The organism is Leisingera sp. ANG-S5 (genome assembly GCF_000813925.1).
Lineage (GTDB): Bacteria > Pseudomonadota > Alphaproteobacteria > Rhodobacterales > Rhodobacteraceae > Leisingera.
Genome location: NZ_JWLH01000004.1, coordinates 31,739 through 55,409 on the forward strand (window position 1 = coordinate 31,739; position 23,671 = coordinate 55,409).

Annotated in this window: 16 protein-coding genes and 1 tRNA gene; 5 read left to right on the forward strand and 12 right to left on the reverse strand. The window is 59.9% G+C overall.

Going from position 1 to position 23,671, the window contains the following annotated elements:
- Window positions 1-43: 43 nt before the first annotated feature.
- On the reverse strand, window positions 44-1,876 hold the full coding sequence (locus RA25_RS07925) for a DUF4422 domain-containing protein (RefSeq protein ID WP_039171340.1): 1,833 nt from the start codon (window positions 1,874-1,876) through the stop codon (window positions 44-46).
- A complete protein-coding gene (locus RA25_RS22110) occupies window positions 1,876-2,856 on the reverse strand; it encodes an NAD-dependent epimerase/dehydratase family protein (RefSeq protein ID WP_052254202.1) in 981 nt (326 codons plus the stop codon). The genes RA25_RS07925 and RA25_RS22110 overlap by 1 nt, the downstream gene beginning before the upstream one ends.
- A gap of 159 nt (window positions 2,857-3,015) precedes the next feature.
- Here RA25_RS22110 and RA25_RS07935 point away from each other — a divergent pair, with 159 nt between their 5' ends.
- The 3 genes from RA25_RS07935 (at window position 3,016) to RA25_RS07945 (ending at window position 8,098) form a co-directional block, all read left to right on the forward strand.
- A complete protein-coding gene (locus tag RA25_RS07935; RefSeq protein ID WP_039171343.1) occupies window positions 3,016-5,619 on the forward strand; it encodes a glycosyltransferase in 2,604 nt (867 codons plus the stop codon).
- 93 nt (window positions 5,620-5,712) lie between these two features.
- On the forward strand, window positions 5,713-6,870 hold the full coding sequence (locus RA25_RS07940) for an NAD-dependent epimerase/dehydratase family protein (protein ID WP_039149853.1): 1,158 nt from the start codon (window positions 5,713-5,715) through the stop codon (window positions 6,868-6,870).
- A 223-nt stretch (window positions 6,871-7,093) separates the two neighbouring features.
- Window positions 7,094-8,098, forward strand: coding sequence for a hypothetical protein (locus tag RA25_RS07945; RefSeq protein WP_152612175.1), 1,005 nt, complete (start codon window positions 7,094-7,096; stop codon window positions 8,096-8,098).
- A 218-nt stretch (window positions 8,099-8,316) separates the two neighbouring features.
- Here the strand turns inward: RA25_RS07945 and RA25_RS07950 are convergent, their stop codons facing one another.
- The 4 genes from RA25_RS07950 to RA25_RS07970 form a co-directional block, all read right to left on the reverse strand.
- Window positions 8,317-9,441, reverse strand: coding sequence for a hypothetical protein (locus RA25_RS07950; RefSeq protein WP_039171350.1), 1,125 nt, complete (start codon window positions 9,439-9,441; stop codon window positions 8,317-8,319).
- A 133-nt stretch (window positions 9,442-9,574) separates the two neighbouring features.
- Entirely contained in the window at window positions 9,575-13,660 is a 4,086-nt protein-coding gene (locus tag RA25_RS07955) for a Pls/PosA family non-ribosomal peptide synthetase (protein WP_082023052.1), read from the reverse strand.
- A 293-nt stretch (window positions 13,661-13,953) separates the two neighbouring features.
- Window positions 13,954-15,294, reverse strand: coding sequence for a diaminobutyrate--2-oxoglutarate transaminase (gene ectB / locus RA25_RS07960; protein WP_052254204.1), 1,341 nt, complete (start codon window positions 15,292-15,294; stop codon window positions 13,954-13,956).
- Between the two features lie 1,011 nt (window positions 15,295-16,305).
- Window positions 16,306-16,381, reverse strand: a tRNA-Thr gene (locus RA25_RS07970).
- A gap of 203 nt (window positions 16,382-16,584) precedes the next feature.
- On the opposite strand from RA25_RS07970, the gene RA25_RS07975 reads away from it, so the two are divergent.
- Complete coding sequence (locus RA25_RS07975; protein ID WP_039171356.1) at window positions 16,585-17,460, forward strand: hypothetical protein; 876 nt, start codon at window positions 16,585-16,587, stop codon at window positions 17,458-17,460.
- Between the two features lie 43 nt (window positions 17,461-17,503).
- Here the strand turns inward: RA25_RS07975 and RA25_RS07980 are convergent, their stop codons facing one another.
- A complete protein-coding gene (locus RA25_RS07980) occupies window positions 17,504-17,995 on the reverse strand; it encodes a hypothetical protein (RefSeq protein WP_039149838.1) in 492 nt (163 codons plus the stop codon).
- A gap of 167 nt (window positions 17,996-18,162) precedes the next feature.
- Between RA25_RS07980 and RA25_RS07985 the strand changes: the two genes are divergently transcribed.
- Window positions 18,163-19,152, forward strand: coding sequence for a hypothetical protein (locus tag RA25_RS07985; protein ID WP_039171359.1), 990 nt, complete (start codon window positions 18,163-18,165; stop codon window positions 19,150-19,152).
- Window positions 19,153-19,158: 6 nt separating this feature from the next.
- On the opposite strand, the gene RA25_RS07990 is transcribed toward RA25_RS07985, so the two are convergent.
- The 5 genes from RA25_RS07990 to RA25_RS08010 form a co-directional block, all read right to left on the reverse strand.
- Entirely contained in the window at window positions 19,159-20,517 is a 1,359-nt protein-coding gene (locus tag RA25_RS07990; RefSeq protein ID WP_039171362.1) for an amidase, read from the reverse strand.
- 115 nt (window positions 20,518-20,632) lie between these two features.
- On the reverse strand, window positions 20,633-21,337 hold the full coding sequence (thiD, locus tag RA25_RS07995; protein WP_039171366.1) for a bifunctional hydroxymethylpyrimidine kinase/phosphomethylpyrimidine kinase: 705 nt from the start codon (window positions 21,335-21,337) through the stop codon (window positions 20,633-20,635).
- The gene (locus tag RA25_RS08000; protein WP_039171369.1) at window positions 21,334-22,302 is read right to left on the reverse strand and encodes a HesA/MoeB/ThiF family protein; all 969 of its coding nucleotides are present in this window, start codon (window positions 22,300-22,302) and stop codon (window positions 21,334-21,336) included. Before RA25_RS08000 ends, thiD begins: the two co-directional genes overlap by 4 nt.
- Complete coding sequence (locus RA25_RS08005; protein ID WP_039171451.1) at window positions 22,299-22,904, reverse strand: thiamine phosphate synthase; 606 nt, start codon at window positions 22,902-22,904, stop codon at window positions 22,299-22,301. The genes RA25_RS08000 and RA25_RS08005 overlap by 4 nt, the downstream gene beginning before the upstream one ends.
- Complete coding sequence (locus RA25_RS08010; RefSeq protein WP_039152468.1) at window positions 22,904-23,671, reverse strand: thiazole synthase; 768 nt, start codon at window positions 23,669-23,671, stop codon at window positions 22,904-22,906. Before RA25_RS08010 ends, RA25_RS08005 begins: the two co-directional genes overlap by 1 nt.

Sequence of the window (23,671 nt, forward strand, 5' to 3'; positions counted from 1 at the left end):
TCCATGTGTTTCGATGCTGTCGTCTGCTGCCTCTGACCGTCCCTCAGAGACGGATGCCCGAACAGGCATGGTAGAGCTTCAGCATTGGAACTTTCAAAAAGGGAATACGTTCTGCGGTTTTGCGGCCAGCGCTCACGAGCAAGGGGGCCAGCTTGCGCTTGCGGCGGCTGCCCTTCCTTGCCAGTCCGCTTACCACCTCGCCATAGAATGGCGTGCGGATCAGCGCCTGCCAGTAGTGCTGCGCTTCGGGGACCGCATGGCCCAGCCAGGGTTTGAAGTCCCGGTCGGCGTAATGAGTGATCCAAGGGCTGCGGCGGGCCGCCATTGCTTGCACATGGTTGTTTCTCGGTACTCGGGCATAGGCCTGCTCCGGCGCGTTGAAGACGTTCCACCGTGCATCAAGAAGGCAAACCTTGTCCTTGAAATACACATTCAGGATGTCCTGATCCCTGAATAGATACCGGCGCTCGCTGGCCATCCGGCGGAGCTTGCCGCCTATCGCTTCGGGGTTCTTCATTGCAGCGAAATCGAACAGCAGAACCCCTGCATTAAAATACCGCCCGATCTCAGCTTCTGTTAGTCCAAGAGTTTCCCGCTGGTACTTGGTCAGATCCGGGACTTCGGGATCGATTGTTCTGGTCGGGCCGGACAAGGTACGCGTCATAATCCAGTCGGGAACAGCAGCGATTTCTGCTGAACCCATATCTGCATCAAACAGTTTGCCGATGTCAGCCCTGACGATTAGGTCCGCATCCAGGTAAAGCAGGCGATTGAGCTCAGGAAACAGAGACGGGAGCAGGAACCTGTTGTAAGTGGCATTGGAAGGTGCGCGTGATGCAGACCGGTAACTGGATTCGAAAATGCCATTGGCATTGATCGGGTGAAAGCTGGCGCCTGGCCGCTCATCCATCATTGCCTGCAAGAGTGACAGGTCGCAATTGTCGATATTCGAATGCAGGAAGAAGAAATTCAGCGGCCGCGACGGGTCTGCATGATCCAGTACCGAGCGCAGCATTGCAGCTGCGTGGGGAAGGTAAGCCCGGTCTGCCGAACAGGCAATATTAACGGCGCTTTGCTCCTGGCAGTCTGCAGATACCAAGAACGGAGACACCGCCGCGCGGCTGAGGTTCAGGACCGACACTTCCTTGATGCGTGCCGACGGGTTTGTTTTGGCTTCGTGGTGGACAAAAACGGTTAGCAGCCGTTCCGACAGGAACCCGGGATATCGAGCCTGGTAAGGGCTGTAGGTGTCACGGTTTACAGGAGCGGCCTCAACTTTGAAAAGAATGTCGAACAGCCAGCTGCAATACCTGTCGAGTACAGGCTTGGCCATGAGTGCCAGATTGCCCAGCCGCACCTCGTAGCCGGATGCCACGGCATCCAGGCTGGCGGAATATTCCGGGTGGTCGCGCCGGATTATGCGGCACATCTCTTCCCAGTCCTGCGCATTGTGGCCGGACCGGTAGTTTTCTTCTACTGTTTTGCCCATCCGGTGCGGCCGCGGCAGCACGATGTCCCAATTCGCACCTTCCTGCATGATCCACTCTTCGGCCTCACGGCACCAGGCACGCGTGTCGAATTCGTTCGGAAATGTCTCCACCGGACCGGATGAAACGCGGCCCGAAAAATCCAGCAGCCGACGGTAGTGCATAAGTCCGGTCAGGTCATTTCCCGTATGGTTCTTCCAAGCCCAGTAAAGTACGGTTAGTTCGCACCAGGTTTCGTTTTTTTCCGAGATGTTAATGCCGGTTTCGTCGCCGATCATTCCGGGGATCGGAGACCGGGTCAGCGCCCTGCCTGCCTGAACAGGGAGCACGCAGGTGCTCTGAAGGCGCGGTGCCGGTTTATGATAGGCGACATAAAGGGCCGTTTTCATCAGATGTCAGCCCCAGCGCTCCGGCGCGCATAATAGGCGTGTGTGCTTCGAATTCCTTCGACCAATGGGGTGAACTCCCCCCCGAGCAGCACCGCAGTATCTTCGCGTGACGCGATGACATCCCGGGGTTCGGTTTTCAGAAGTTCTTCGGCTGGAATTTTCGTGTAGCTCAGCGTTTTGCCGGTTGCAGCCTCAATCGCACTGACAACATCCATCAACGAAGTTGAAACTCCGGCGCCCAGCGTGTTCACGCGGGACGTTTCTGCGCCGTTTTGAACCCTCAACGCCTGGGTAGCAATGCCACGGCCGACATCCCCGGCATAGATGAAATCGCGCCGCTGCTCGCCGTCGCCGTTAATAAACACATCCGTTTCTTCCAGTGCTGCGCGGGTGAAGGCGTGGATGGCGCTTTTTTTGTTTTCGGAATAGCAGCCATAAACGTTAGTCATCCGGATAACCGAGAATGTGCCGCCGCGCAACTCGACCAGCTTTTCCAGAATCATTTCTTCAGCTGCCTTTGTGGCGCCGTAGAAATTCTTGGGACAGTACGCAGAGGTGTTGCGGACCTCGAAGGTGCCGTCGAAGAGAGCACCAGCCGTTGAGATCAAGATGAAGTGGTCGCCGGGTTTCACGGCATCCAGAACGAAACCGGCCGGCTGGCTGATATTTGCCTCAATGAAATCAAGGGGTCTGTCCTTGGATTCGGCGACCCGGGTCTCCCCAGCGAGGAACACAAAGATGCGGCCGTTGAACTCTTGCTTGTCCAGATCAGCCAGGAAATCTTTGGCACCTGGCTCCTCATAGCCGCCGCAATAGGCTGGAACGTCGATTGTTTCATGGCCCGGTGCCGCATTGGACATGTTGTCGATCACAGCGGGGGACAGCCCGGCGAATTCAGGGCCGTTCTGGACAACATCCAGGATGTTGCGGCCCACGAAACCATAGCCGCCAATCAGGATAAATGCAGAGCTGTTCTTCATGAAAAATCCTTTCGTCTGAGGGTTGCGTACCCGCAATCGCTGCGCGATAAAAGGCGAAATTATTGATGGCGTGCTTCTAATACCAGGGGCTGCAGCGGTGCTTCGGTCCTGTGGACGGGCGTTGAAAACAAAAAATCCGTTCAGGGGTGAAGCAGAGCAGTGCCGGGCATCAGTTTTGATTTGTCTGTAATTCTCACGGCGCACGATGAAACGCTGGTCTGCGGGCCAACGATCAGGGCAGCTGATGATGCGATCCGTGCTGCCGAAGCCAAGGGATACTCAGTTGAGCGCCTTGTCGCGCTGGACAATGCGACTGAAGAAACCTGCCAGTGGTTCTCGCAGCCTCAACTTCTGAATTGGCGGAAAATCTGTTTCGAAGAGGGTGACCTGGGAAGGGTGCGCAATGCCGCCGTGCGTTTGGCAAAGGGGCGCAGCATTGCCTTCCTGGATGCTGATGACCTTTTTTCGGAAAACTGGCTCAGCAACGGGATGGACCGCTTGCGCCAAGCTGAGCGGGCAGGGCACCGGGTGATCGTGCACCCTGAACTCAACTGGCTCTTTGACGGGGCGCATTCGGTGTTCTTGAAGCCAGACCAGACAGACCCTTTGTTCTCGCCGTATCACTTCTATTGCATGAATTACTACGACAGCCTGTGCCTTGCTCCGCGCGAGGCACATTTGGAGTTTCAATATTCTGCACGTGATATTCCGGCGGGGCTGTCGTTTCAGGACTGGCAGTTTTCTATCGAAACTATGGCGGGCGGCTGGCTGCACCTGAACGCGCCTGACACAATTATCTTCAAGCGGCGGCGCGACGCGTCTCTGGTTACTGAGAGCCGTGCGCGCAAGGCAGTTGTCCGGCAGCTGGAGCCAATGGCCGTGGACCGGGTTGCAGACCTTGGCGCTTGCGGTCAGGTTGCACTTCCTCCGGAAAGCCCGCACGTGCCCCCAGGTCAGCAGCTTGAGCAGGTTCCGCATTACGGCGCTGCATTTGCAGCGCGGGTGGAACGTGCCCGGGCGCACAAGGGGAGAATTTCTTGGCGCGACCGGCGGGCTTACAAGGTTATACGGGCCAAGTTTGACTACGCTTTCTACCTTGCTTCTTACCCGGACATTGCCGCTCTCGAAAACTTTGACCCGGTAGCGCATTATGTCCGAGCCGGCTGGAAAGAAGGCCGTAATCCGGCTCCTTGGTTTTCCACCAAAGCCTACCTGAAAAGCTATCCGGATGTGGCCCGCAGCGGGATGAACCCGTTTTTGCACTGGCTGGAAAAAGGCGAGCATGAGGGATATGTGCCCCGCCCGGTAACTGCGTTCGGCACAATTGCCGAGATGCTCGGCTGTTCCGCAGGGGATGCATTTAAATTGTGGAGGTCCCGGTACGGCGGGCTCCGCCAGCGGCTGGAGTTTGGAGAGCTGGGTGCACAGGTGGCGCGTGCCGCTCATCACGAACCCTTGGTTGAGCAAGGGTGGATGCAGGCTCTGCAGGTTAAGATTCCGCCGTTCCACACGGATGCAGTATCGGAACGCACGGCGGCGATGTGGCGCTTGAATGGCGCTGCAGGCCACAGGCGCGCGCGCCATGTGATTTGCGTGAACCGTCCGCGTTTCGGTGCTGCGCCGCGCTTCGAAGGCCATATTGCCAGGGCGCTGGCAGACGGCGATGCGAACGAAGTGCTGGTCATCCTGACGGATCAATCCGGAACCATGCCAGAAGGCAAGCTGCCGCCGGGCGTTCGCGTGGTGGACTTCGCAGCACTGACGTCCGGTCTGGAAAAGGAGGCACGGCTGCGGGTTCTGGTGGAGTTTTTGCGGGCTCTGCATCCGGAATGTGTCTTCAATGTGAATTCCCGGCTTCTGTGGGACGCGATGCCCCCTTTCGGAACCGCGCTTGCGTCTTCAGCTCGCCTGTTTGCCTGCCTGTTCTGCAACGAGCAAACCCCGTATGGATATTGGACGGGGTATCCGCTTCGGCGTGTCTATCCGCATTTCCAGAAACTGGCGGGAATTCTCACGGACAGCCAGTTCCTGGCCAGCGAACTTTGTGAACGCTTTATGCTGCCGCGCCAGTTGGCTGAGCGGGTGCATGTTCTGCCGAGTCCGGCAGACAGCTCGATCCCGGCCGCGCCAGCGCCGCCATCCGGCACGGGCCGGCGTCCCCAGATCTTTTGGGGCGGGCGGATGGATCCGCAAAAGAGAGCCGGGTTGGTATATGAGATTGCCCGCAGCCTGCCGGAAGCGGACTTCCGGATGTGGGGTTCCAGTGTGCTGGAAGGAGGGCCGCCGCTTCCGGATCGCCCTGCCAATGTATGCCTGGAAGGGGAATATGAGCATTTTGCCAGCCTGCCGCTGGGGGAAGCCGACGTGTGGCTCTATACCTCCGCGTGGGATGGGGTGCCAGTGCAACTGCTGGAGGCTGGCATGACGGGTATTCCGCTTGTGGGGGCGGATGCCGGCGGGACACGGGAAGTGCTGCGTCCCGGGCTGTCCCATTGCCTGCCCGCGGATGCGCCTGCTGATCAATGGGCCGCCGTCCTTCGGAAAGTCCTGGCTGATCCCGCGAAGGCGCGCGCAAATGCGCTGCAATTGCGCGACGCTCTGTTACAGGAGCGGACAGAGGCCTCACACGCATTGGCGCTTGCCAAGGCAATATCAACACCGCTGTCAGCTGAGTGCGGGCAGACGTCTGGTGCTGACTTGGAGGAAGACCACGGCAAGGCGGCCGCCCTGCCGGAGAGTTCATTCAGGCAGCTCCAGCAGTAAAAAGTGCTCCAGTTTCAAATGCGCATTTCCGCTTGCGAAAAAAATCTAAGCGGTATTAATCTCCACTCAAAACAATCATAAGGCGAATTTTGGATGAAAGTTCTCATTCTTGGAGGAGACGGGTTCTGCGGTTGGCCGACCAGTCTCTATCTTTCAAACCGTGGGCATGACGTTGTTATCGTTGACAACCTTTCCCGCCGGAAAATCGACGTAGAGCTTGAGGTTGAAAGCCTCACCCCCATCCGGCCGATCGGCGAGCGCTTGCGTGTCTGGAAGGAGCTGACCGGCAAAACGATCCGCTTTGAAAACCTGACGGTGGGGCAGGATTATGAACGGCTGCTCACTCTGATCCGTGAAGAGCGGCCGGATGCCGTAATCCACTTTGCGGAACAGCGGGCTGCGCCTTACTCCATGAAAAGCGCGGCGCACAAACGTTATACAGTCTCAAACAACCTCAATGCGACCAACGATGTTCTGGCGGCTCTGGTCGAGGCTGGTTCGGATGCCCATCTGATCCATCTCGGGACCATGGGGGTCTATGGATATGGCACCGCCGGGATTGAGATCCCGGAGGGTTATTTGAATGTGAAAATCGAAACTCCTTCGGGCGACATCGAACAGGACATCCTGTACCCGCCGAACCCGGGGTCGATTTACCACATGACCAAATGCCAGGATCAGCTCCTGTTCGCCTTCTACAACAAGAATGACGGTGTCAGGGTCACCGACCTGCACCAGGGTATCGTGTGGGGAACGCAAACGCCGGAGACCAAGCTGGACGAACGGCTGATCAACCGTTTCGACTACGACGGAGACTACGGCACGGTTCTGAACCGCTTCATCATGCAAGCGGCGGTCAATTATCCAGTCACTGTGCACGGGACAGGCGGTCAGACGCGCGCCTTCATCCATATCCAGGACACCTGCCGCTGTATTGAACTGGTACTGGAAAGCCCGCCGCAGGAAGGCGAACGTGTCCGGATCCTGAACCAGATGACGGAGACACACCGTGTTCGCGACCTGGCTCAAATGCTTCGCACCATGATGGGAGCTGAAATTTCCTATCTCGAAAACCCGCGGAACGAAATGGCCGAGAATGAGCTGAAAGTGAACAACGAAGGCTTCATGTATCTTGGCCTTGAGCCCGTCAGGCTGAAAGAAAACCTGATGGAAGAAGTGCGCGAGATCGCTCAGAAGTACGCTACGCGCTGCGACACATCTAAAATCCCTTGTGTATCGCTTTGGAAGTAAACAGCGGTAAGGAGACACAGCGGCTGACCCCCAAGGGACCCTTCTGGGCCTTTCCGGCAGCTGACTTCTTATAAGCATAGACGGCGGCCGGGCGGATTGCTTCTCCCGGCCGCCTCCTTGCTCGTAACTGCCGCTGTAGGCATCAGACCTAAGCCTCTCCTCGGCTGGCTTGAACTGCTACCGGTTGTTTGTGGCGCGCCAGAACAGAAAAGGGTGATTTGATATGTATTCAGTGATTGCGGCGGGGGTCGTCGGCAGCTCGTTTGTAGAAAAACTTGACCTTCCCAACCTAGTGCTTAGCCAACGCCAGAGCGGCGCACCGGGCATGCTGTCATATATGGAACGGGCAATGCTGGCTGCTCTGACCAGCAAGCTGTACCGCGGTGATGGGGCCATCATCGACGGCGGCAGCTTCTTTGGATCTTCCCTGGTTGCCAGTGCTTCTGGTCTCCAATCCAACCAGGACTTTGCCAGAATGGATTTCTCGGGTTTTCCCGATGCCAGGCCTCTGCACGGTTACGAACTGGGGTTCCTGCCTGCGCCTGCCAGCGACAAGATCGACAAAAACAGGGTCTTCCATGGCACACCCTACGTTCTCGGGGAGAGCTTTGTTCCCATTTTGGAAAAGAACGTAGACCCCTACAGAGACCTGATCTCGCTTCACATCGGTGACTTGAACGAAGAAGTGTGGGAGGGCGCTCCTATCGAGATAGCGTTCATAGATGTCTGCAAAACCATGCGCTTGAACGCCCATGTCTCGAAACAGTTTTACCCCTCGATGATCGGTGGGAACTCTGTATTGATCAATCAGGACTTCTTCTTTGACCGGCTGCCCTGGATCAAGGTCACGATGGGCTACCTCAGGGATTACTACCGCTGGGAGGGCCAGGTCTTCACGTCATCAATTTATACCAGCATCAAGGACGTACCGCAGGAAGTAGCTGACTATGATCCTTTCACCCAAGGCAGCTACGAAGAATGCTTGGCATATCACGACGCTGTTGCCTTCCCGGGTATTGAGCGCAAGTACGAGTATTTCCTGGAGTTGTCGCGCGGCTACCTGATGGCACTGAAGGACCGCAAGAATGACGCTCTGGAACACTTGCGTGCCGTGGCCGATAGATACGAGGATCTGCTGGCGGATGAGCACACCGATCGGGGCAATCAATTCCGTATGGACCGGGCAGTGCGCCAAATCACCAATGGCAATATTTTCAAAGTGTCCTGATTGATGCTGGAACGCCTGATTTGGTTGTGCAGTTTTTCCTGAGGGAGCCAGTCTTCCAAGCCGGTATCTGGTTAAACTGCCGCTTGGCATGATTTCGGAGCCGCTTGAGATCTTTGCCAAACTGCACAACCAGGCATCAGGCAGGGCGTCGCAGGTTTCCGGCTGGCTGACGGGGGACAATTGAAACCGCCAAAATTCGCGCAGTTTTCCAGCCTTACTTAAAAATCAACGCTATAGGAAAACAAAACGCCAGCGGAGTTTTCGTAGCTGCCGCTCGTCTTTTCGCGTTTGTATGCCAGCTCCACATACAGGCTGTCAAAAAAAGTCTTGCCCACAGACGCGGTGGCAAAGCGGTTGCTGCCATTGGCAATTTCGGATGTGTCGCTGCTGTTGCCGATGTCCTGCACGCCGCCGCCAAGTGTGGCGACCCAGTCGGCGCCGAAATAATATGCGGCGTTCGCCATCAAGGTTTCCTGATCAAAGGTCACGCCGTCGTCTTGCGAGTTGTCCAGGCTGACCAGTTCGGCGAACACTTCCAGCTCATTGCCGTTGGCAAGCTCGAACAGCTTGCTGGCGCCAGCGGCAAAGCCGGTTTCCGTTGCCTCTCCCGGAAGCCCGCCCTCTTGCGAGCGGTAAGTGATGTTGTAGCGGGAATCCTCGATGCCAAAGGCATCTTCGCCTTCCAGCCAGATGTTGTAGGAATTCAGGCCGCCAGTGTTGCTCAGCCCGCCGTCTGTACGGGACGCAAGCCGCTCACCGCGCAAAAAGCTCTTGGCGAGGAAACTGGTATCCAGCTGAAAGGCGCTGGCGCCTAGGATGTGTTCACCGCCCAAAGCATCCTCGAAGGAGTAGTAAACACCTGCTCCAAGCCGCTCAGTCAGTTCATAATCGTCGTGATAGCCCGCACCGTAGAGCTCTCCGGCCACGTCATCAAAACCTATTCCGAACACCGGGTTGAACTTGCCGCCGAAGACACCAACGCTGTCAATCTCTGCATTCAGGTACAATTCTTCAAAATAGAAATCGTAGTCGTTCGGAAATGTTCCCTCACCTTTCACCGATGTGCCAAGCAAGGTGCCAACCAGCAAGACGTTCTCGTTCAAATAAAACTCGAGATCCAGCGTAGCTGTGTATTCGTCTTCCTGATCGTCCGGATCATCACTGTCGTTGTGGAGATATTCCAATGTCAGTTCAGCCAGAAAGGGCGCGGCTGGATCATAGCTTTCGTCTTCTGGCCCGTCTGCTCCATCCAGAAGAACCAGACGGTTTTCTTCGGCCCAGCCACCCGCAGGCACCGCAAGCGCCAAGGCGCACGCCGCGCATGTCACAACAATGGATTTCATTTCCTTGCGGTCCTCCTGAGGTCCTGCCCGGTCCGTGCTCAAGATACTGCCTACAGCAGGGCATCCCTGCCGGTCGAACATGACGCACTCAATTGCCGTCTGCAACACGGCGGGCAAGCAATGCCCGGTTGAATCATTCGGCACAAAGCGGCTGCTGGCAAGCGTTTACTCGCACCTCTGCGTCGCGGTGGCCGAAGTTCAGTGCGCTTTCTGCTTCGGTATGCGGCGGCGGGCAGGCCGGGTTGCCGCACCACACATCGCCTGCACAGACTTCTTCACCTTTCATAAGGAAGGCGTTGGCTCCCAAGACCGCCTTGTCACCAACGCTGGCACCGTAATGGACAAAGCCGCCAACGCTTACCGTGGCCCCGCTGCCCACTGAGATGCGGTCCGATTTGAACACGCCTTCCTCCAGGGAGTGGCACTGCAGCGTCGCCCTGTAGTTGAAAGTTGCGTTGTCACCGATGCTGATCAGGGTGCGTTCCACGAACTGGGCACCATCATCAAACATTTTGCGCCCGATCCGCATGCCCAGAAGACGGCCGATAATCCCGCGCATAGGTGTTCCCGCGAACAGGTTGATGACAGGATGGTCAGTCATTTTCCAATGCCGTTCGTGCGACCAGAAGTAGTCATCAAGCACAATTGCCTGGCGCGGTTTCAGCCTGCCGAAGGAGAGGCTGGCCCGTTCACAAAAGACAAAATAGCCGATTGTGAAGAAACTCATGCCGATCGCCACGACTGCTAAGGCCGGAAAACCAACCACCAGATAGCTCTGCCAGGCGATTTGAGCCGAGAACAGCATGATACAGACAAGCACAAGCATAGCTGCCTGATAGATCAGCGCCGTATTCAGATTGTGGATGTTTTTCTCCCTCAGCCGGCCGGCGCGGGCAGCTGCTTCTAGTTTGCTCGCCATCTCTGTGTCACGCTGCACGGCCCTGGGAATCTCAAACGGGGGTGAACCCAATAGGCCTGTATTCTCCAAAACCGGCCCGTCGACAGGTATCATCGTTTTGGTCCCGATCAGGCAGTTTTCACCCGTACGCCCGCCGGCAGGATAGTGGATGTTGTTGCCCAGATAGTTCTGCGCACCGATCTTCACGGGCAACACGCGGAAAGAGGATGCCGAATACTCAGTGTTGATCATGGACAGCCCATCGGAAACCATCGTGCCGGTGCCAATGTCGCAGAGAAACGGGTTGGTGTGGCGTTGGTTGACCCCGAAGTTGGAGCCGGTCTGTATCACCTTGTTCAGGCTAAAACCCACATACTGCAGATAGTAGACAATTGCCGAGCTGTCGCCGAAAATCAGATTGTAGAAGCGTGAATTCGACCAGCGGGCAACAAGGCCGTGCATGAAGTAGTGAAAACCATACAGCGTGTAGACCCGGCCAGGTTCCACGAATTTATGTGCAATGCGCGGCATGATACCGATGAACAGCAACCCGGCAGGAAAGGCCACGAGGTAAAGAACAAGCGTGACTTGCACGGCGAGGATTGCCATTTCCCGCAAGTCAGTGATCGCGGCGATTTCATTCACATAGCCGCCCAGAATGACCGCGCCCAAGACGCTGGACATCAGCCCCAACATCAGAAAGCCGAAGGCCAGTCCGCCAAGCGTATAGGCCCACCGGCGCAGTTCGCTGCAGCGGCGCGGTTCGATCCTGCAATAGTCGTCCTTTGTTTCGACAGCAGGGGTGCCGTGATAGCGTTTGCCGGACAGTGCAACTTGATCCCTTTCCAGGCTCGACGCGTGGCCAAGCTGGGTTCCGTCTTCCATTGACGAGCCGATTTCAAGAATGCTGGCCTCGCCGATGAACACATCATCTCCGATGGTGACTGGCCCGGTCTCGATGAAGCCGGCTTCGGCCTGGTAACCAAGTGCAACCGTTTCGCGGCGCAGGATTGTGTTGCTGCCGATTGACAGCAGATCGGTACAGACCGGCGTGGCGGAGTGGATAACAGTGCCGCGTCCGATCCTGGCACCAAGGGCGCGCAAGTAGACATTGTAGACCGGCGTGCCGGCGAGCAGGGCCGGCGGAGCGCTGCGCACCAGTCCCTTGACCAGCCAGAACCGGAAATACGCCATGCTCCAAATCGGAAAACGCCCAGACTTCCAACGGCCGATCAGCGTCCATTTCGCGGCAATCGGAATCAGGCTGAACAGCACAAACAGACCAAAACCGGCGAGCATCATGCGCCCGCCCGCCTCTATGGCGGTGGGGCTGCCCGACAGCGCCCATTCAATGGATTTGACAATCAGCCACAAGCCCGCCAGGCCATAGGCCATCATCCAGGCGGCTTGCGCAGCTCCGCAAAGAAGGTACGCGCGGTCGCTTGCGATGTGTGCGGGTTTGGGCGCCTGCGGCGGTTTGCGGACCTGCGGGGCAGGTGCTGCGGCCTTTGCAAAATCGCCCAGCTTACGGATCGTCGGGTTAAGGTAGATATCGCGCATCGAGATGCTCGGCAGCTCGGGGCATTTGCGCAGCACTGCGCAATAGCGCGCCATCAGCAGGGAATGGGCTCCAAGATCATCAAAGAAATGGTCGTCCGCCGAAATCTGTTCAACATTCAGTATCGGGTAAAGCTGCCCGGCGAGCAATTCCTCCACTTCGCCCTGCAGGGCAACCGCATTCTTGCTGCTGACAATGAAGCGCGGCCCGGCCGGGGCCGGCAGCTGCTTCCGGTCCGCCTTGTTGTTGACGGTCATTGGAATGTGTTTCAGCTCCTCCAGATATGAAGGGATCATATAGGCCGGCAGCCGCTCCTTCAGCTTCCGGGCGACAGTTTCCCTGTCCAGCGCTGCAACACCTTGATTGAGTGCGTAATAGGCAACCAGCTCCCGCGTGCCGGGTTCGGTTTCCCAGGTGTCGACGACGGCTTGAGAGATTTCAGGAAGTTCAAGCAGCACCGACTCGATTTCCGTCAGCTCGATACGGTACCCCCGCAGTTTGACCTGGGTGTCTATCCGGCCGTGGAATTCGATTTCGCCATCGGCGTTGATACGGCCCAGATCGCCAGTGCGGTAAAGTCGGCGGGAGGGATTGTTGGGGCCGTTCAGGCAATCGGGAACAAATTTCCTGGCTGTCAGATTAGGACGGTTGAGATAGCCGGCGGCCAAGCCAACGCCTGCGACGGCTATTTCCCCCAGCTCGCCATCTGCCAGCTCGGTGTCCTCGTCCGGGTCGAGGATGGCAATCGAATAACTGGGCAGCGGGCCGCCGATGGTGACCGGCTTGTCCGGGTGCAGTTCAGTTATGGTGCATGTAACGGTCGCTTCCGTTGGGCCATAGGCATTCAGGATCGTGCGGCCATCCCGGTGCCAGCGCGAGATCAGGCCTTGCGGACATGCCTCTCCCGAAACAAGCAGCAGCCGCAGGTCTGGCAATTCTTCTTCCAATGTCGCCAGCAGCGTCGGCACGCAGCACATCGCAGTGACCTGGCGCCGGCGTAGAAAATCTGCCAGTTCTTCTCCGACGAGACTCACTCCCTGCTTGGTGGGAACAAGTGCCGCCCCGGCCAATAGCGGCACCCAAAGCTCTTCGACGGAAAAGTCGAACGCAATCGTCATGCCCTGATACACCCGGTCGTCGGGCCGGTAGCCATAGGTCTCGGCTGCGACCCGCACAAAATTGCAGATACTCGCCTGTTCAATCACGACGCCCTTCGGCTTCCCTGTCGTGCCTGACGTGTAGATGAGATAGGCAACCTCGTCGCCTTTGCCTGTCAGTTCAGCGGGGCTCAGCCGGGCAGTGCTGCAGGCTTCGATTTGCGGCGCAGCGAAGTCCAGAAAATGTGCGGGAAGATCAATTCCGCTAAAGCAGCCGGCATACCGCTCAAGCGAAAGAACGGCGTCGACGCCCGCGTCTTCCAGAATGAAGGCTATGCGCTCGCGGGGGAAACCTTCATCCAGCGGCACATATGCGGCATGTATCTTCTGCACCGCCAGAAGGGCGGTATAGGATGCCGCGGATTTGTCGAACATCAGGCCAATGCGGTTGCCCGGTCCCAGCCCGTTTGACAGCAGGTAGCGGGCCAGCTGGTTGGCATGGTTGTCCAAATCCCGGAAGGTCAGCGTTGCGTCCCTGGAAATGACTGCAAGGTGGTCACTGTCGCCGGCGGCCTCGAATTCATCGCAGCGTCTTTCGAACAGGTGGTGCAGCCGTTCACCGGGCTGCCAGCGGACAGAGTTCACTGCTGAATGACACGTAAGCACTTTTGAGCTCCATTGGCCGGAACGCCGTGCAGCGCGGGCTGTTCAGGCGTCGTTGCGTGGTGGTGCTGTGCTCTGTGCTTTCCGTCGCCCTGGCGGGGATTGCGTGGATGGATGCGGCTGCAGGCTCGCAAATGCGGTGCCCGCAGTCCGGTTGGGAAGGAAAACTGTGCCCCCCTTCCCAACCTTTCCGGCTCAAGGGTCGCAGAACGGCAGACTTTGAGCCGGAATTCTCATGCAAACGTCCCTCAACAGCGCTGTCCAGCGGTTAGGAAAGCTGATGCACAGTTGCCGGGTCAGGACTTCGCGATGCGGATTTTCGGGCCGGATCTGCCTCGCGCACCCAGAATATCAGCGGTGGCGCGCTCCAGGATGTCCAGTCCCTCGGCCAGTTCCCCGTCGGTGATCGTCAGAGGCGACATGCATTTGACGACTTCGTCATCCGGTCCGCAGCGCTCGCAGATCAGCCCAAGGGCGAAGCAGCGGTCGCGCACCTGACCGGCCTTGCCTGCGTTCGCAAAGCTGATGCCCCGCATGAACCCGCGCCCCTTGACCCTCTCCAGATGCCCGGGGAACCGGGCGACGATGCCCTGCAGGCGTCCCTCGAGATATTCAGCCTTCCGCATGACATCCCGGGAGAAGTCCTTTGTCCGCCAATAGTGGCGCAGCGTTGCAGCGGCGGTCACGAAGGCATGGTTATTGCCGCGGAAGGTTCCGTTGTGCTCACCGGGCTCCCATTGATCCAGTTCCCGTTTCAGCAGGACTATCGCCAGCGGCAGCCCATAGCCGGAGAGGGATTTCGACAGCGTGACGATATCCGGAACAATGCCCGCCGCCTCAAAGCTGAAGAACGTGCCGGTGCGTCCGCAGCCGGCCTGAATGTCGTCGACAATAAGCAGGATCTCCAGGCGGTTGCACAGCGCCTCAAGCTTGCGCAGCCACTCCCGGCTTGCGGGGTTGAGGCCGCCTTCCCCTTGAACGGTTTCAACAAGCACCGCCGCTGGCAGGTCGATGCCGCTGGAGTTGTCGCAAAGCATCCGGTCCAGAATGGCGATCGTATCCACGCCGTCCCCGAGATAGCCGTCGAATGGCATGCAAACCGCCCCCTGCAGCGGCACGCCGGCCGCCTTGCGCAGGGTCTGATTGCCGGTCATGGAAAGCGAGCCAAGCGAAACACCGTGGAAGCTGTTGGTAAAGTGCACAACAGTGGTCCGGCCGGTCACTTTTCTGGCAAGTTTCAACGCCGCTTCCACCGCGTTTGTGCCGGTCGGCCCGGTGAACTGAGCAACATAATCCAGCCCGCGGGGCCGCAAGATAGTGTCCGCAAGTTCCGCCAGAAAGAACGCCTTGGCCTCTGTGTGCAGGTCAAGGCTGTGAACGATGCCATCCGAATTCACATATTCGGTCAGTGCCGTTTTCAGAACGGGGTTGTTGTGCCCGTAATTCAGTGATCCTGCACCTGATAGAAAATCGAGATAGCGGTCTCCCGCCTCGCTCCAGATTTCACAGCCGACGGCTTTTGCAAAAACTGCAGGCATTGACCTGGCATAGGATTGCACATTGGATTCATATCTCGCAAATAGTCCGGTTTCGGAAAATTGGACATTTTCCGATCCGAATTGCTGCACGTGTTCCATGGTATTCTCCATATCTAACGCAGCACACCCCAGACACAGGTCTGGCCGGGGAAATTAACTGTATTTGAAGTTGTGTGGCAGCCCGGTTCGGGGCCGTGCAGGAGGGGCGCCTATTCTGAGGACCCAATCAGCACGTACACAAGGGGCGCCCTGCAGCCGGCAAGTTCCTGGCGGATAAACCGCGTGGCAGACACGCGGTCCTGAAACACTCCGCCGCAAGCAAACTTGGCATCCAGAACTTGCCACAAGCCGGTTTTCGTCTTTGCAAGCTGGAATTTCAGGTCTGCCTTCGGAGAATTGCCCACATGCCCGGTGGCGGCGTCCTTGCGGATGGCCGCACGCTCTCCACGAGAGGAAAGCAGGCTTTTAGGTGCAGAACGGACGCTTGCGCTGCTTTGTGTTTCGCAGCGCAATTCTGGCCTAACAATCATTTGATACCCCCCCTAGTAAATAAACCCCCTAGTTTTGCTCCATTAGCAAATGAGAAGAATAGCAAATTGCTATTCAACGCTCTCCGTGATCCCGGATGAACGCATCAAGTCCACGGTTTACCATGTTAGGATAATTTAACCACTCACTGTTGCATGGCAGTATCAGCTTATGTCATTTTTACGAAATTTTCAAGAAATTATTTGAAATGCGGACCCGCCATACTAGCGCGGATCGGGTATCATTTTGAATTTCCCAGCATCAATTGGAGTCTAGCTCCAGTTCACTTTTTCGAGTGCCAGGTTACACTTTGGCCATTGAAGCTGGCGACCAGTGCTCAGCAAAAACTGCAGCTCGGCGCGAGGGCCGGGAGCACGTTCCGCATCTGAGGCCTGGCGATCGAAGCCAGCATTTTGTAGAAACGCCTTGGGTATACAGTGCCGGCAAGCCGCCCGCATCTGCGCAGGCAATTGAAGTCTTTTCCCGCCGCAGCGAAATACAGAGCAGTTTTGCCGCAGGTATTTTCATCCGCCTGTGCAGACCGCAACCTGGTTGCTTCGGAATAACTGATATCCGGGAAAATGGTGCCCCCACACGGACTCGAACCGCGGACCTACTGATTACAAATCAGTTGCTCTACCAGCTGAGCTATAGGGGCGCTGAGCTGTGAAACCGCGCTTAGCATCGTTCGCGGGTCGGTCGCAAGAGGTCTTTTTCAACAAGCGGACAGGGCTGTTCTTATGTAGGGGAAACCTGATGAATATCCGTTGCAGACCGGGCAGGTGCCTGGCCTCTGGTTTGACCTGGCGGCCGCGCCGCAGTAGGTCTGGACACAGGCAACAGGCAAACACGGGTCCGCTCATGCAGGTCATCATTCACTGCGGCGCGCATGCCACTGAGGAGGACCTGCTGCTGAAGGCGCTGTTGAAGAACACAGGCGCGCTGTCACGGCAAGGCGTCGTTGTACCCGGTCCCGGAAAATACCGCAGTTTGCTGAAGGATTGCCTGGCCGCCATGAAAAGCGGCACCGCCGCAGCAGAGGCGCCGGATGTGCTGTGGGATGCCATTCTGGATGACAGCCCGGCCAGCCGGGTGGTGTTTTCAAACCCGCATTTCTTCGGCTCGCCGCGGCATGCGCTGCGGGGCAGCAGTTTTTATCCGGACGCAGAGCAGCGGCTGCAGGGGCTGCAGCAGCTGTTTCCCTATGATCAGCTGGAAATCTTCATGGCGCTGCGCAACCCGGCGGCCTTTCTGCCTGCGCTGTTTGCAAAATCCGCCCGCGGCACCGTGCGCGAAGCTCTCCAGGGATGCGATCCGTTGCAGCTGCGCTGGTCCGGCCTGCTGCAGCGGATGCGGCAGGCGGTGCCGCAGATGCCAATCACGGTCTGGTGCTACGAGGATTTGCCACTGATCTGGGGCCAGGTTTTGCGTGACCTCGCGGGGCTGGAAATGTCAGCGCCGGTCAAGGGCGGGTTCGACCTGCTGGCGTCGCTCATGCAGCCCGCAGGGGTTGAGCGGTTGCGCGCCTATCTGGACGCACACCCGGATATGACAGAGATCCACAAACGCCGGGTCTGTGCAGCCTTTCTCGAAAAATTCGCACGGGAGGACGCGCTCGAGGAGGAGCTGGATTTCCCCGGCTGGACTGCAGGGCTGGTCGCGGAAATGAGTGAGGCCTATGAGGAGGATCTCTATTCCATCCAGCGTCTGCCCGGCGTGTCTCTCATTTCCCCGTAACAGCCCGTTTGCCGCGCGGATTGCAGGCCGCAGCTGCTCTGTATTACTGCACCGGCTGGCCGTTGCGGCCGAAGGTCAGGCTTTCGGAGGTCAGGTCATCATAGGTCACCTCAACCGCGATCTGCTGGATCGAGCCCAGCGGGTAGCTGCGGTAGGGCAGGCCGTCTTCTTCCTTGATCATGTTGGGAAAGCCTTCGTCCAGATGGCAGTCCGGCAGCGGCCAGATTTCCGGCGCCTGGCCGTTCACCCCCAGCTTGATCTGCGCCAGGCCACAGCGCCAGGACCACAGGTGGGTCACATAGAGCAGATCCTGCCCATCAAACTCGCGCACATGGATCCAGTTGGCCTGCGTCGCCGCCAGGATCGGCTTGACCTCAAGCGCGGTCGTAAAGCTGCCAGTCGCCTCTTGCGGTTCCGCGGTCAGGGCGGTCTGCACCGCTTCCGCGGCGGGTGCCGCTGCGGCAGCTGCCGGCGCGCCGCTGTCCACCCCGGGTCGGGCCGAGGCAGCAATGATGGCCAGGATTACGTCAAACATCGTCTCTCTCCACTCTCGGGCGCCTTTTGCGTCACAAGGCGCCCTGAAATTCCTAAGGCCGGTTGCGCGGCTTCCTGCCGGCTTATAGCTAGCTTAGCAGGCAATTCTCTTTGCTGCCTTAACGCGCAGTCCTAACCGCCCGGCAGAGACGGAAAACGGGGAAAACAATGGCAAATGCCCCCTTCAATGTGATGATCGTCGGCCAAGCGGGCCGGCTGCAGTATGAGGCGCTGCTGTTTGCTGCCTCGCTGCGCCACTGTTCTCCGGGATTTTCCGGCCGCCTGTTCGTGGCCGTGCCGCAGCCGGGGCCGCTGTGGGACAAAGATCCCGGCATCCGCAATCAGGATGTCCTGCAGGCACTTGCGGATCTGGGCGCAGAGATCCTGCCGTTCGAAAGCAAGCTGTTCGGCGCGGCCTACCCCTATGGCAACAAGATCGAGGCGCTGCAGGCGCTGCCCGAGGGGGAGCCGTTTGTGTTCTTTGACACCGACACGCTGATCACCGGCGAGCTGGCAGAGGTGCCGTTTGACTTCTCCCGCCCCAGCGCCTCGCTGCGGGTTGAGGGCACCTGGCCGAAGCCGACGCTGTACGGTCCGGGCTACGCGGGCATCTGGCAGGCGCTCTATGACCGCTTCGGCCTTGATTTTCTATCCAGCCTCGATCTCAGCCAGCCGGATGAATACTGGAAGCGTTACCTCTATTTCAACGCGGGCTTTTTCTATGGCGCCTGCCCGCGGGCCTTTGGCAAACGCTTTCTGGTTTATGCGCAATCTGTTCGGAACGACCCGCCGCAGGAACTGGCGGGCCAAAGCCTGGACCCCTGGCTGGACCAGATCGTGCTGCCGCTGGTGATCCATTCTTTTGGCGGCGGGCGCGACGCGCTGCCCGCAGGCTATCTCGACGGGGGGGTGAGCTGCCATTACCGGCTGTTCCCGCTGCTTTACGCGCGAGAAAGCGACCGCGTGGTGGAAGTGCTGCAGGAGGTTGCCGCACCGAACAAGATCAAAAAGGTGCTGAAAGGCTACGAGCCGATCAAGCGCATGGTCTATCAGGGCCGCGGCGAGAAGGTGCGGGCGCTGTTTGACCGCAAAAACCTGCCGCGGCGCGAGCAGGCGATCCGCAACCGGATCAAGTCCGAAGGCTTCTGGATGCGCTGAGGCGCGTCAGCCCTGAAGCGCCCGCTCGATGCTGCGGGCAAACTGCAGCAGCCGCGCATCCGACCCTTTCGGCCCGGTGATATGCAGCCCAACAGGCATCCCGTCAGCGGAATTGCCAAAGGGGATGGAGGCAGAGGGCAGCTCCATCGGCGGTGTCAGCGTCACCGTGCGCCAGTCCTCGGTGATCTCCCCGTCGCGCAGGTCAGCGGAAAACGGCATCCCCGTCGCAGTGGGCCAGAGGGCAAAGTCGTAACGCTGGAAGAAGGCGCAGACATCTGCCCAGACCTTGGCGCGGGTAGTCTGATAGGCGATCAGCTCCGCTAGGCTGCGCCCCTCGGCCTGGGCGCAAGCGGTGCGGTAGCTTTCGCCCGCCAGCGCCATATCCGGCTGCAATGCAGACCGGAGCTGCAGCGCGCATTGGCCCCGGATGATGTCCTGATGCGCCAGCAGCGGCTCCAGCGGCGGCGTGTCTTCCGCGACCTGCCAGCCCAGCTCGCGGCACAGCGCCTCCACCGGGGCAATCGCCGCCTGCACGGATGGCTCCACGCTGGAGCCAAACGGGGACAGTGACAGCGCCACCCGGCCAGAGCGCGGTGCAGGGGCCTCTTCCAGCTCCGCCAGCCGCGGCAGCGCCTGCCAGTACCCCAGCGGCTGGCAGGCCGCATTGCCCTGCATCACCTCCAGCATCAGCACCAGGTCCCGCACAGTCCGTGCCATCGGCCCCGGCACCGACAGCCCGTCAAAAGGCGCCGGGTTCGGATCATAGGGGATCAGGCCGGAGGAGGGGCGCATCCCTACGACGCCGCACCAGGCGGCGGGCGTGCGGGTGCTGCCGCCCAGGTCGGAGCCGTCGGCCAGCGCCGCCATGTTTGCCGCCAGTACCGCTGCCGCGCCGCCGGAGCTTCCCGCAACGGATTTTTGCGGGTTCAGTGGATTGCGGGTGGTGCCGGAGACCAGGTTGGCGGTTTGGCCCGACAGGGTGAACTCCGGCGTATTGGTCTTGCCGGTGATCACCGCACCGGCTGCGCGCAGCCGGGCCACATGCAGCGCGTCGTAATCCGGCACAAAGGTCTCAAAACTCTTGGACCCCCAGGTGGTGCGCAGCCCCTTGGTTTCAAAGCAATCCTTGATGGCAACGGGCAGACCGTGCAGCGGGCCGGCAAAATCCCCGCGTGTCGCCATTGCATCCAGCTCCGCCGCCCGCGCCTCTGCTGCCTCCCAGTCCAGGGTGATGAAAGCGTTGACCGTGGGTTCCTGTACTTCGGTCCGCGCTTGGTGGGCCTCCAGCACTTCGCGGGCACTCAGCTCCCGCGCCCGCAGTTTGGCAGCCATTGTTTCGGCGCTAAGCGCGGTTATTTCGGCCATGCGGCAAGTCTCCCTGTTAAGATGGCAGCGGTGCTGCCGCGACCCTAGGGAGACTGAACGCTTCGCTCCGTCCTGAAACCGGCCTGAAAGCGGCCTGCCAGCGACCTTGCCGCGGTCAGCGGCGCAGCCAGCGGTGGACAGAGAGCTTGGCTTGACCGCAAGCGCTGTCCAAATCAGCGCCCCGCGCCAGATGGCAGGCAATTGCGGTGGCGAGGCTGCATCCGGTGCCGCGTTTCGCAACAGGCAGCCGCTGCGCCGTGTGCCGCCTGACTGACCTTTGCGGCGTGAACAACAGGTCGGTGCTCTTGGTGCCGGTGCCGTGCCCGCCCTTGACCAGCACCGCCTGCGCGCCTTGGCTCAGCAGGGCTGCTGCTTGTGTCTCAAGCGGACCACCTATTCCGGCGAGCACCTCAAGTTCAGCCAGGTTCGGCGTAACCAGCGCGGCACGGCGCAGCAGGACACCAAAGCCGTCCGCGTCCATCAATGTGCCGCCGGAACTCGCTTTCAGGACCGGGTCCAGGATAATGGGCAGCCCGGCTGGCAAGGCGGCCGCCACAGCCTCCGCGACTGCGGCGGAACCGAGCATGCCGATCTTCACAGCACCCGGCGCCGGGGATGTTGCCAGCGCCGCGCGGATCTGATCCGCCACCCCCTCGGGCGGGCAGGGGTGAACACCCAGAACTGCCTCGTCTGTTTGCACCGTGACGGCTGTCACCACCGGGCGGACAGTCACGCCCAGCTCTGCGGCCATCGCCGTATCCCGTGTCAGCCCCGCACCGCCGCTGCTGTCGGTGCCGCCAATGGTCAGGATCACCGTCATGCGCTGTCCCCCGCGGCGAGCAGGGCCAGATCGCTGTACCCCGCCTGTCGCAGATCCTGTGCCGCACCCCAGGCCCGCAACCCGCTGCGGCAGCACAGCACGATCCGGCTCTCCCTTGGCAGCCCCGCTGCTGTTAGCTCCGCACGCGCGATCCGGCGGGCCTGCGGAGCCAGCAACTTGGGCGCCTCAGCGGTGTCCCGCAGTTCAACCACCGTATCGTCAGGCGAGATATGAGCCGCTGCAATGAAGGGCAGGGCCTCCCCCGGCTCTTCGGCTTCGTCAAAGCGGAAAGTGCTGACCTGCATTTCTCCCATCCGGAAAACAAACAGCTGCCCCAGCGGCGAGGGCTGATGACCCAGCAGCGCCTTCAGCACCAGTTGCGCCTGCAGGGCGCCGATCATGCCCACCACCGGCCCCATCACACCGGCGGTTGCGCAGGTCGCGGCCTGTGCAGGCAAGTCCGGGAAAATGGCACGCAGCGACGGTGCGCCGCCGCAGAAGCCCCCGGCATAGCCCGACTGCCCCAGTGCAGAGGCCGAAACCAGCATCTTGCCCTGCCGCAGGCATTCATCCGACAGAATATAAGACACCGCAAAACTGTCCGCCGCATCCACCACCAGATCGACGCCAGCCACCATCTGCTCCGCGTTGGCTGCATCAAGATACCGGGCCTGCGCTGTAAACTGCAAACCCGGATTGGCGGCTAGCAAGTGCTGCCGGGCCGCCTCCACCTTGGGCAAACCGATGTCCGCCATGGAATAGAGCACCTGCCGGTGCAGGTTGCTTTCCTCTACCATGTCGCCATCCATCACCGTGATCCGCCCGACACCCGCGCCGCTCAGGTATTGCAGCACCGGACAGCCAAGCCCCCCGGCGCCAACCACCAGCACATGGGCGCGGGCGAGGCGTGCCTGCCCCTCTGCACCCACCTCCGGCAGGACCATCTGACGCGCATAGCGGCTCATGCGTCCTCCCGGATCCGGCAAGCCTGCACCCATTCGCGGGTGCGGGCCTCAGGATCGTCTGCCAGCTGGATGTCCGTCACCACCGCCGCGCTGTCGGCGCCCGCTGCAAAAACCCCCGGCAGCCGCTCCGGGGTCAGCCCGCCGATGGCAACCAGCGGCACATCGCCTGTCATCTGCTTCCAGCGCGTGACCCGCTCCAGCCCCTGCGGCCCCCATTTCATCTTCTTCAGGAGTGTCGGATAGACCGGCCCCAGCGCCACATACGCGGGCCCAAGGGACAGGGCACGGTCCAGTTCCGCCTCGTCATGGGTCGACAGGCCGAAGCGGACCCCTTTGCGGCGCAGCGCGGCAAAGTCGGCACTGTCCATGTCCTCCTGTCCCAGGTGCACAAAGTTGCAGTTCAGATCCAGCGCCGCCTGCCAGTAGTCATTGACCACCAGCTGGGCATCATGCACCGCGCAGAAGTCGCGTGCCCGGGCGATCTGGCGGCGCACCTCAGCCTCCGGCTGGTCCTTGATCCGCAGCTGCACCAGCTTGGCCCCATGCGGCACCAGCAGCTCCAGCCGTCCCACATGGCCTGTGATCAGATAAAACCGTTCCATCATGCAAACTCCGCCATTCCCAGAACCGGGGTTGAGGGCACCGCCATATCGCGCCGCTCCATTGGATCGGCTGCAAACCCCGCACGGCCCGCCTCAACCGCCAGCGCCATTGCACGGGCCATGCCCGCAGGGTCGCCGGCCTTGGCGACCGCAGTGTTCAACAGCACCGCATCCATGCCCAGCTCCGTCGCCTGGGCCGCGTCCGAGGGCCGCCCGATCCCGGCATCAACAACCATCGGCACCCCCGGAAAATGCGCTCGCATCGCCCGCAAGGCGTCCGGGTTGCGCAACCCCTGGCCGGAGCCGATCGGCGCGCCCCAGGGCATCAGCACTTCGCAGCCCGCCTCCAAGAGTTTCTCACCCACCACCAGATCATCGGTGGTGTAGGGGAAGACCTGGAAGCCTTCGCTGCTCAGGATACGCGCGGCCTCTACCAGACCAAACACATCCGGCTGCAGCGTGTCGGAGTGTCCGATCACCTCCAGTTTGATCCAGGGCGTATCAAACAGCTCCCGCGCCATACGGGCCGTTGTCACTGCCTCCTGCACTGAATGGCAGCCCGCGGTGTTCGGCAGGATGCGGCAGCCGGTCTTCTGCAGCTCCTGCCAAAAGGCGGTGCCGGACCCATCGGCGGTTTCGCGGCGCAAGGACACGGTGATGATCTCCGTGCCGCTGGCTTTCACCGCCTCCGCCAGCACCGCAGGCGACGGGTATTGCGCGGTGCCCAACAGCAGCCGCGAGGTGATCTCTGTTCCGTAGAATTCCAT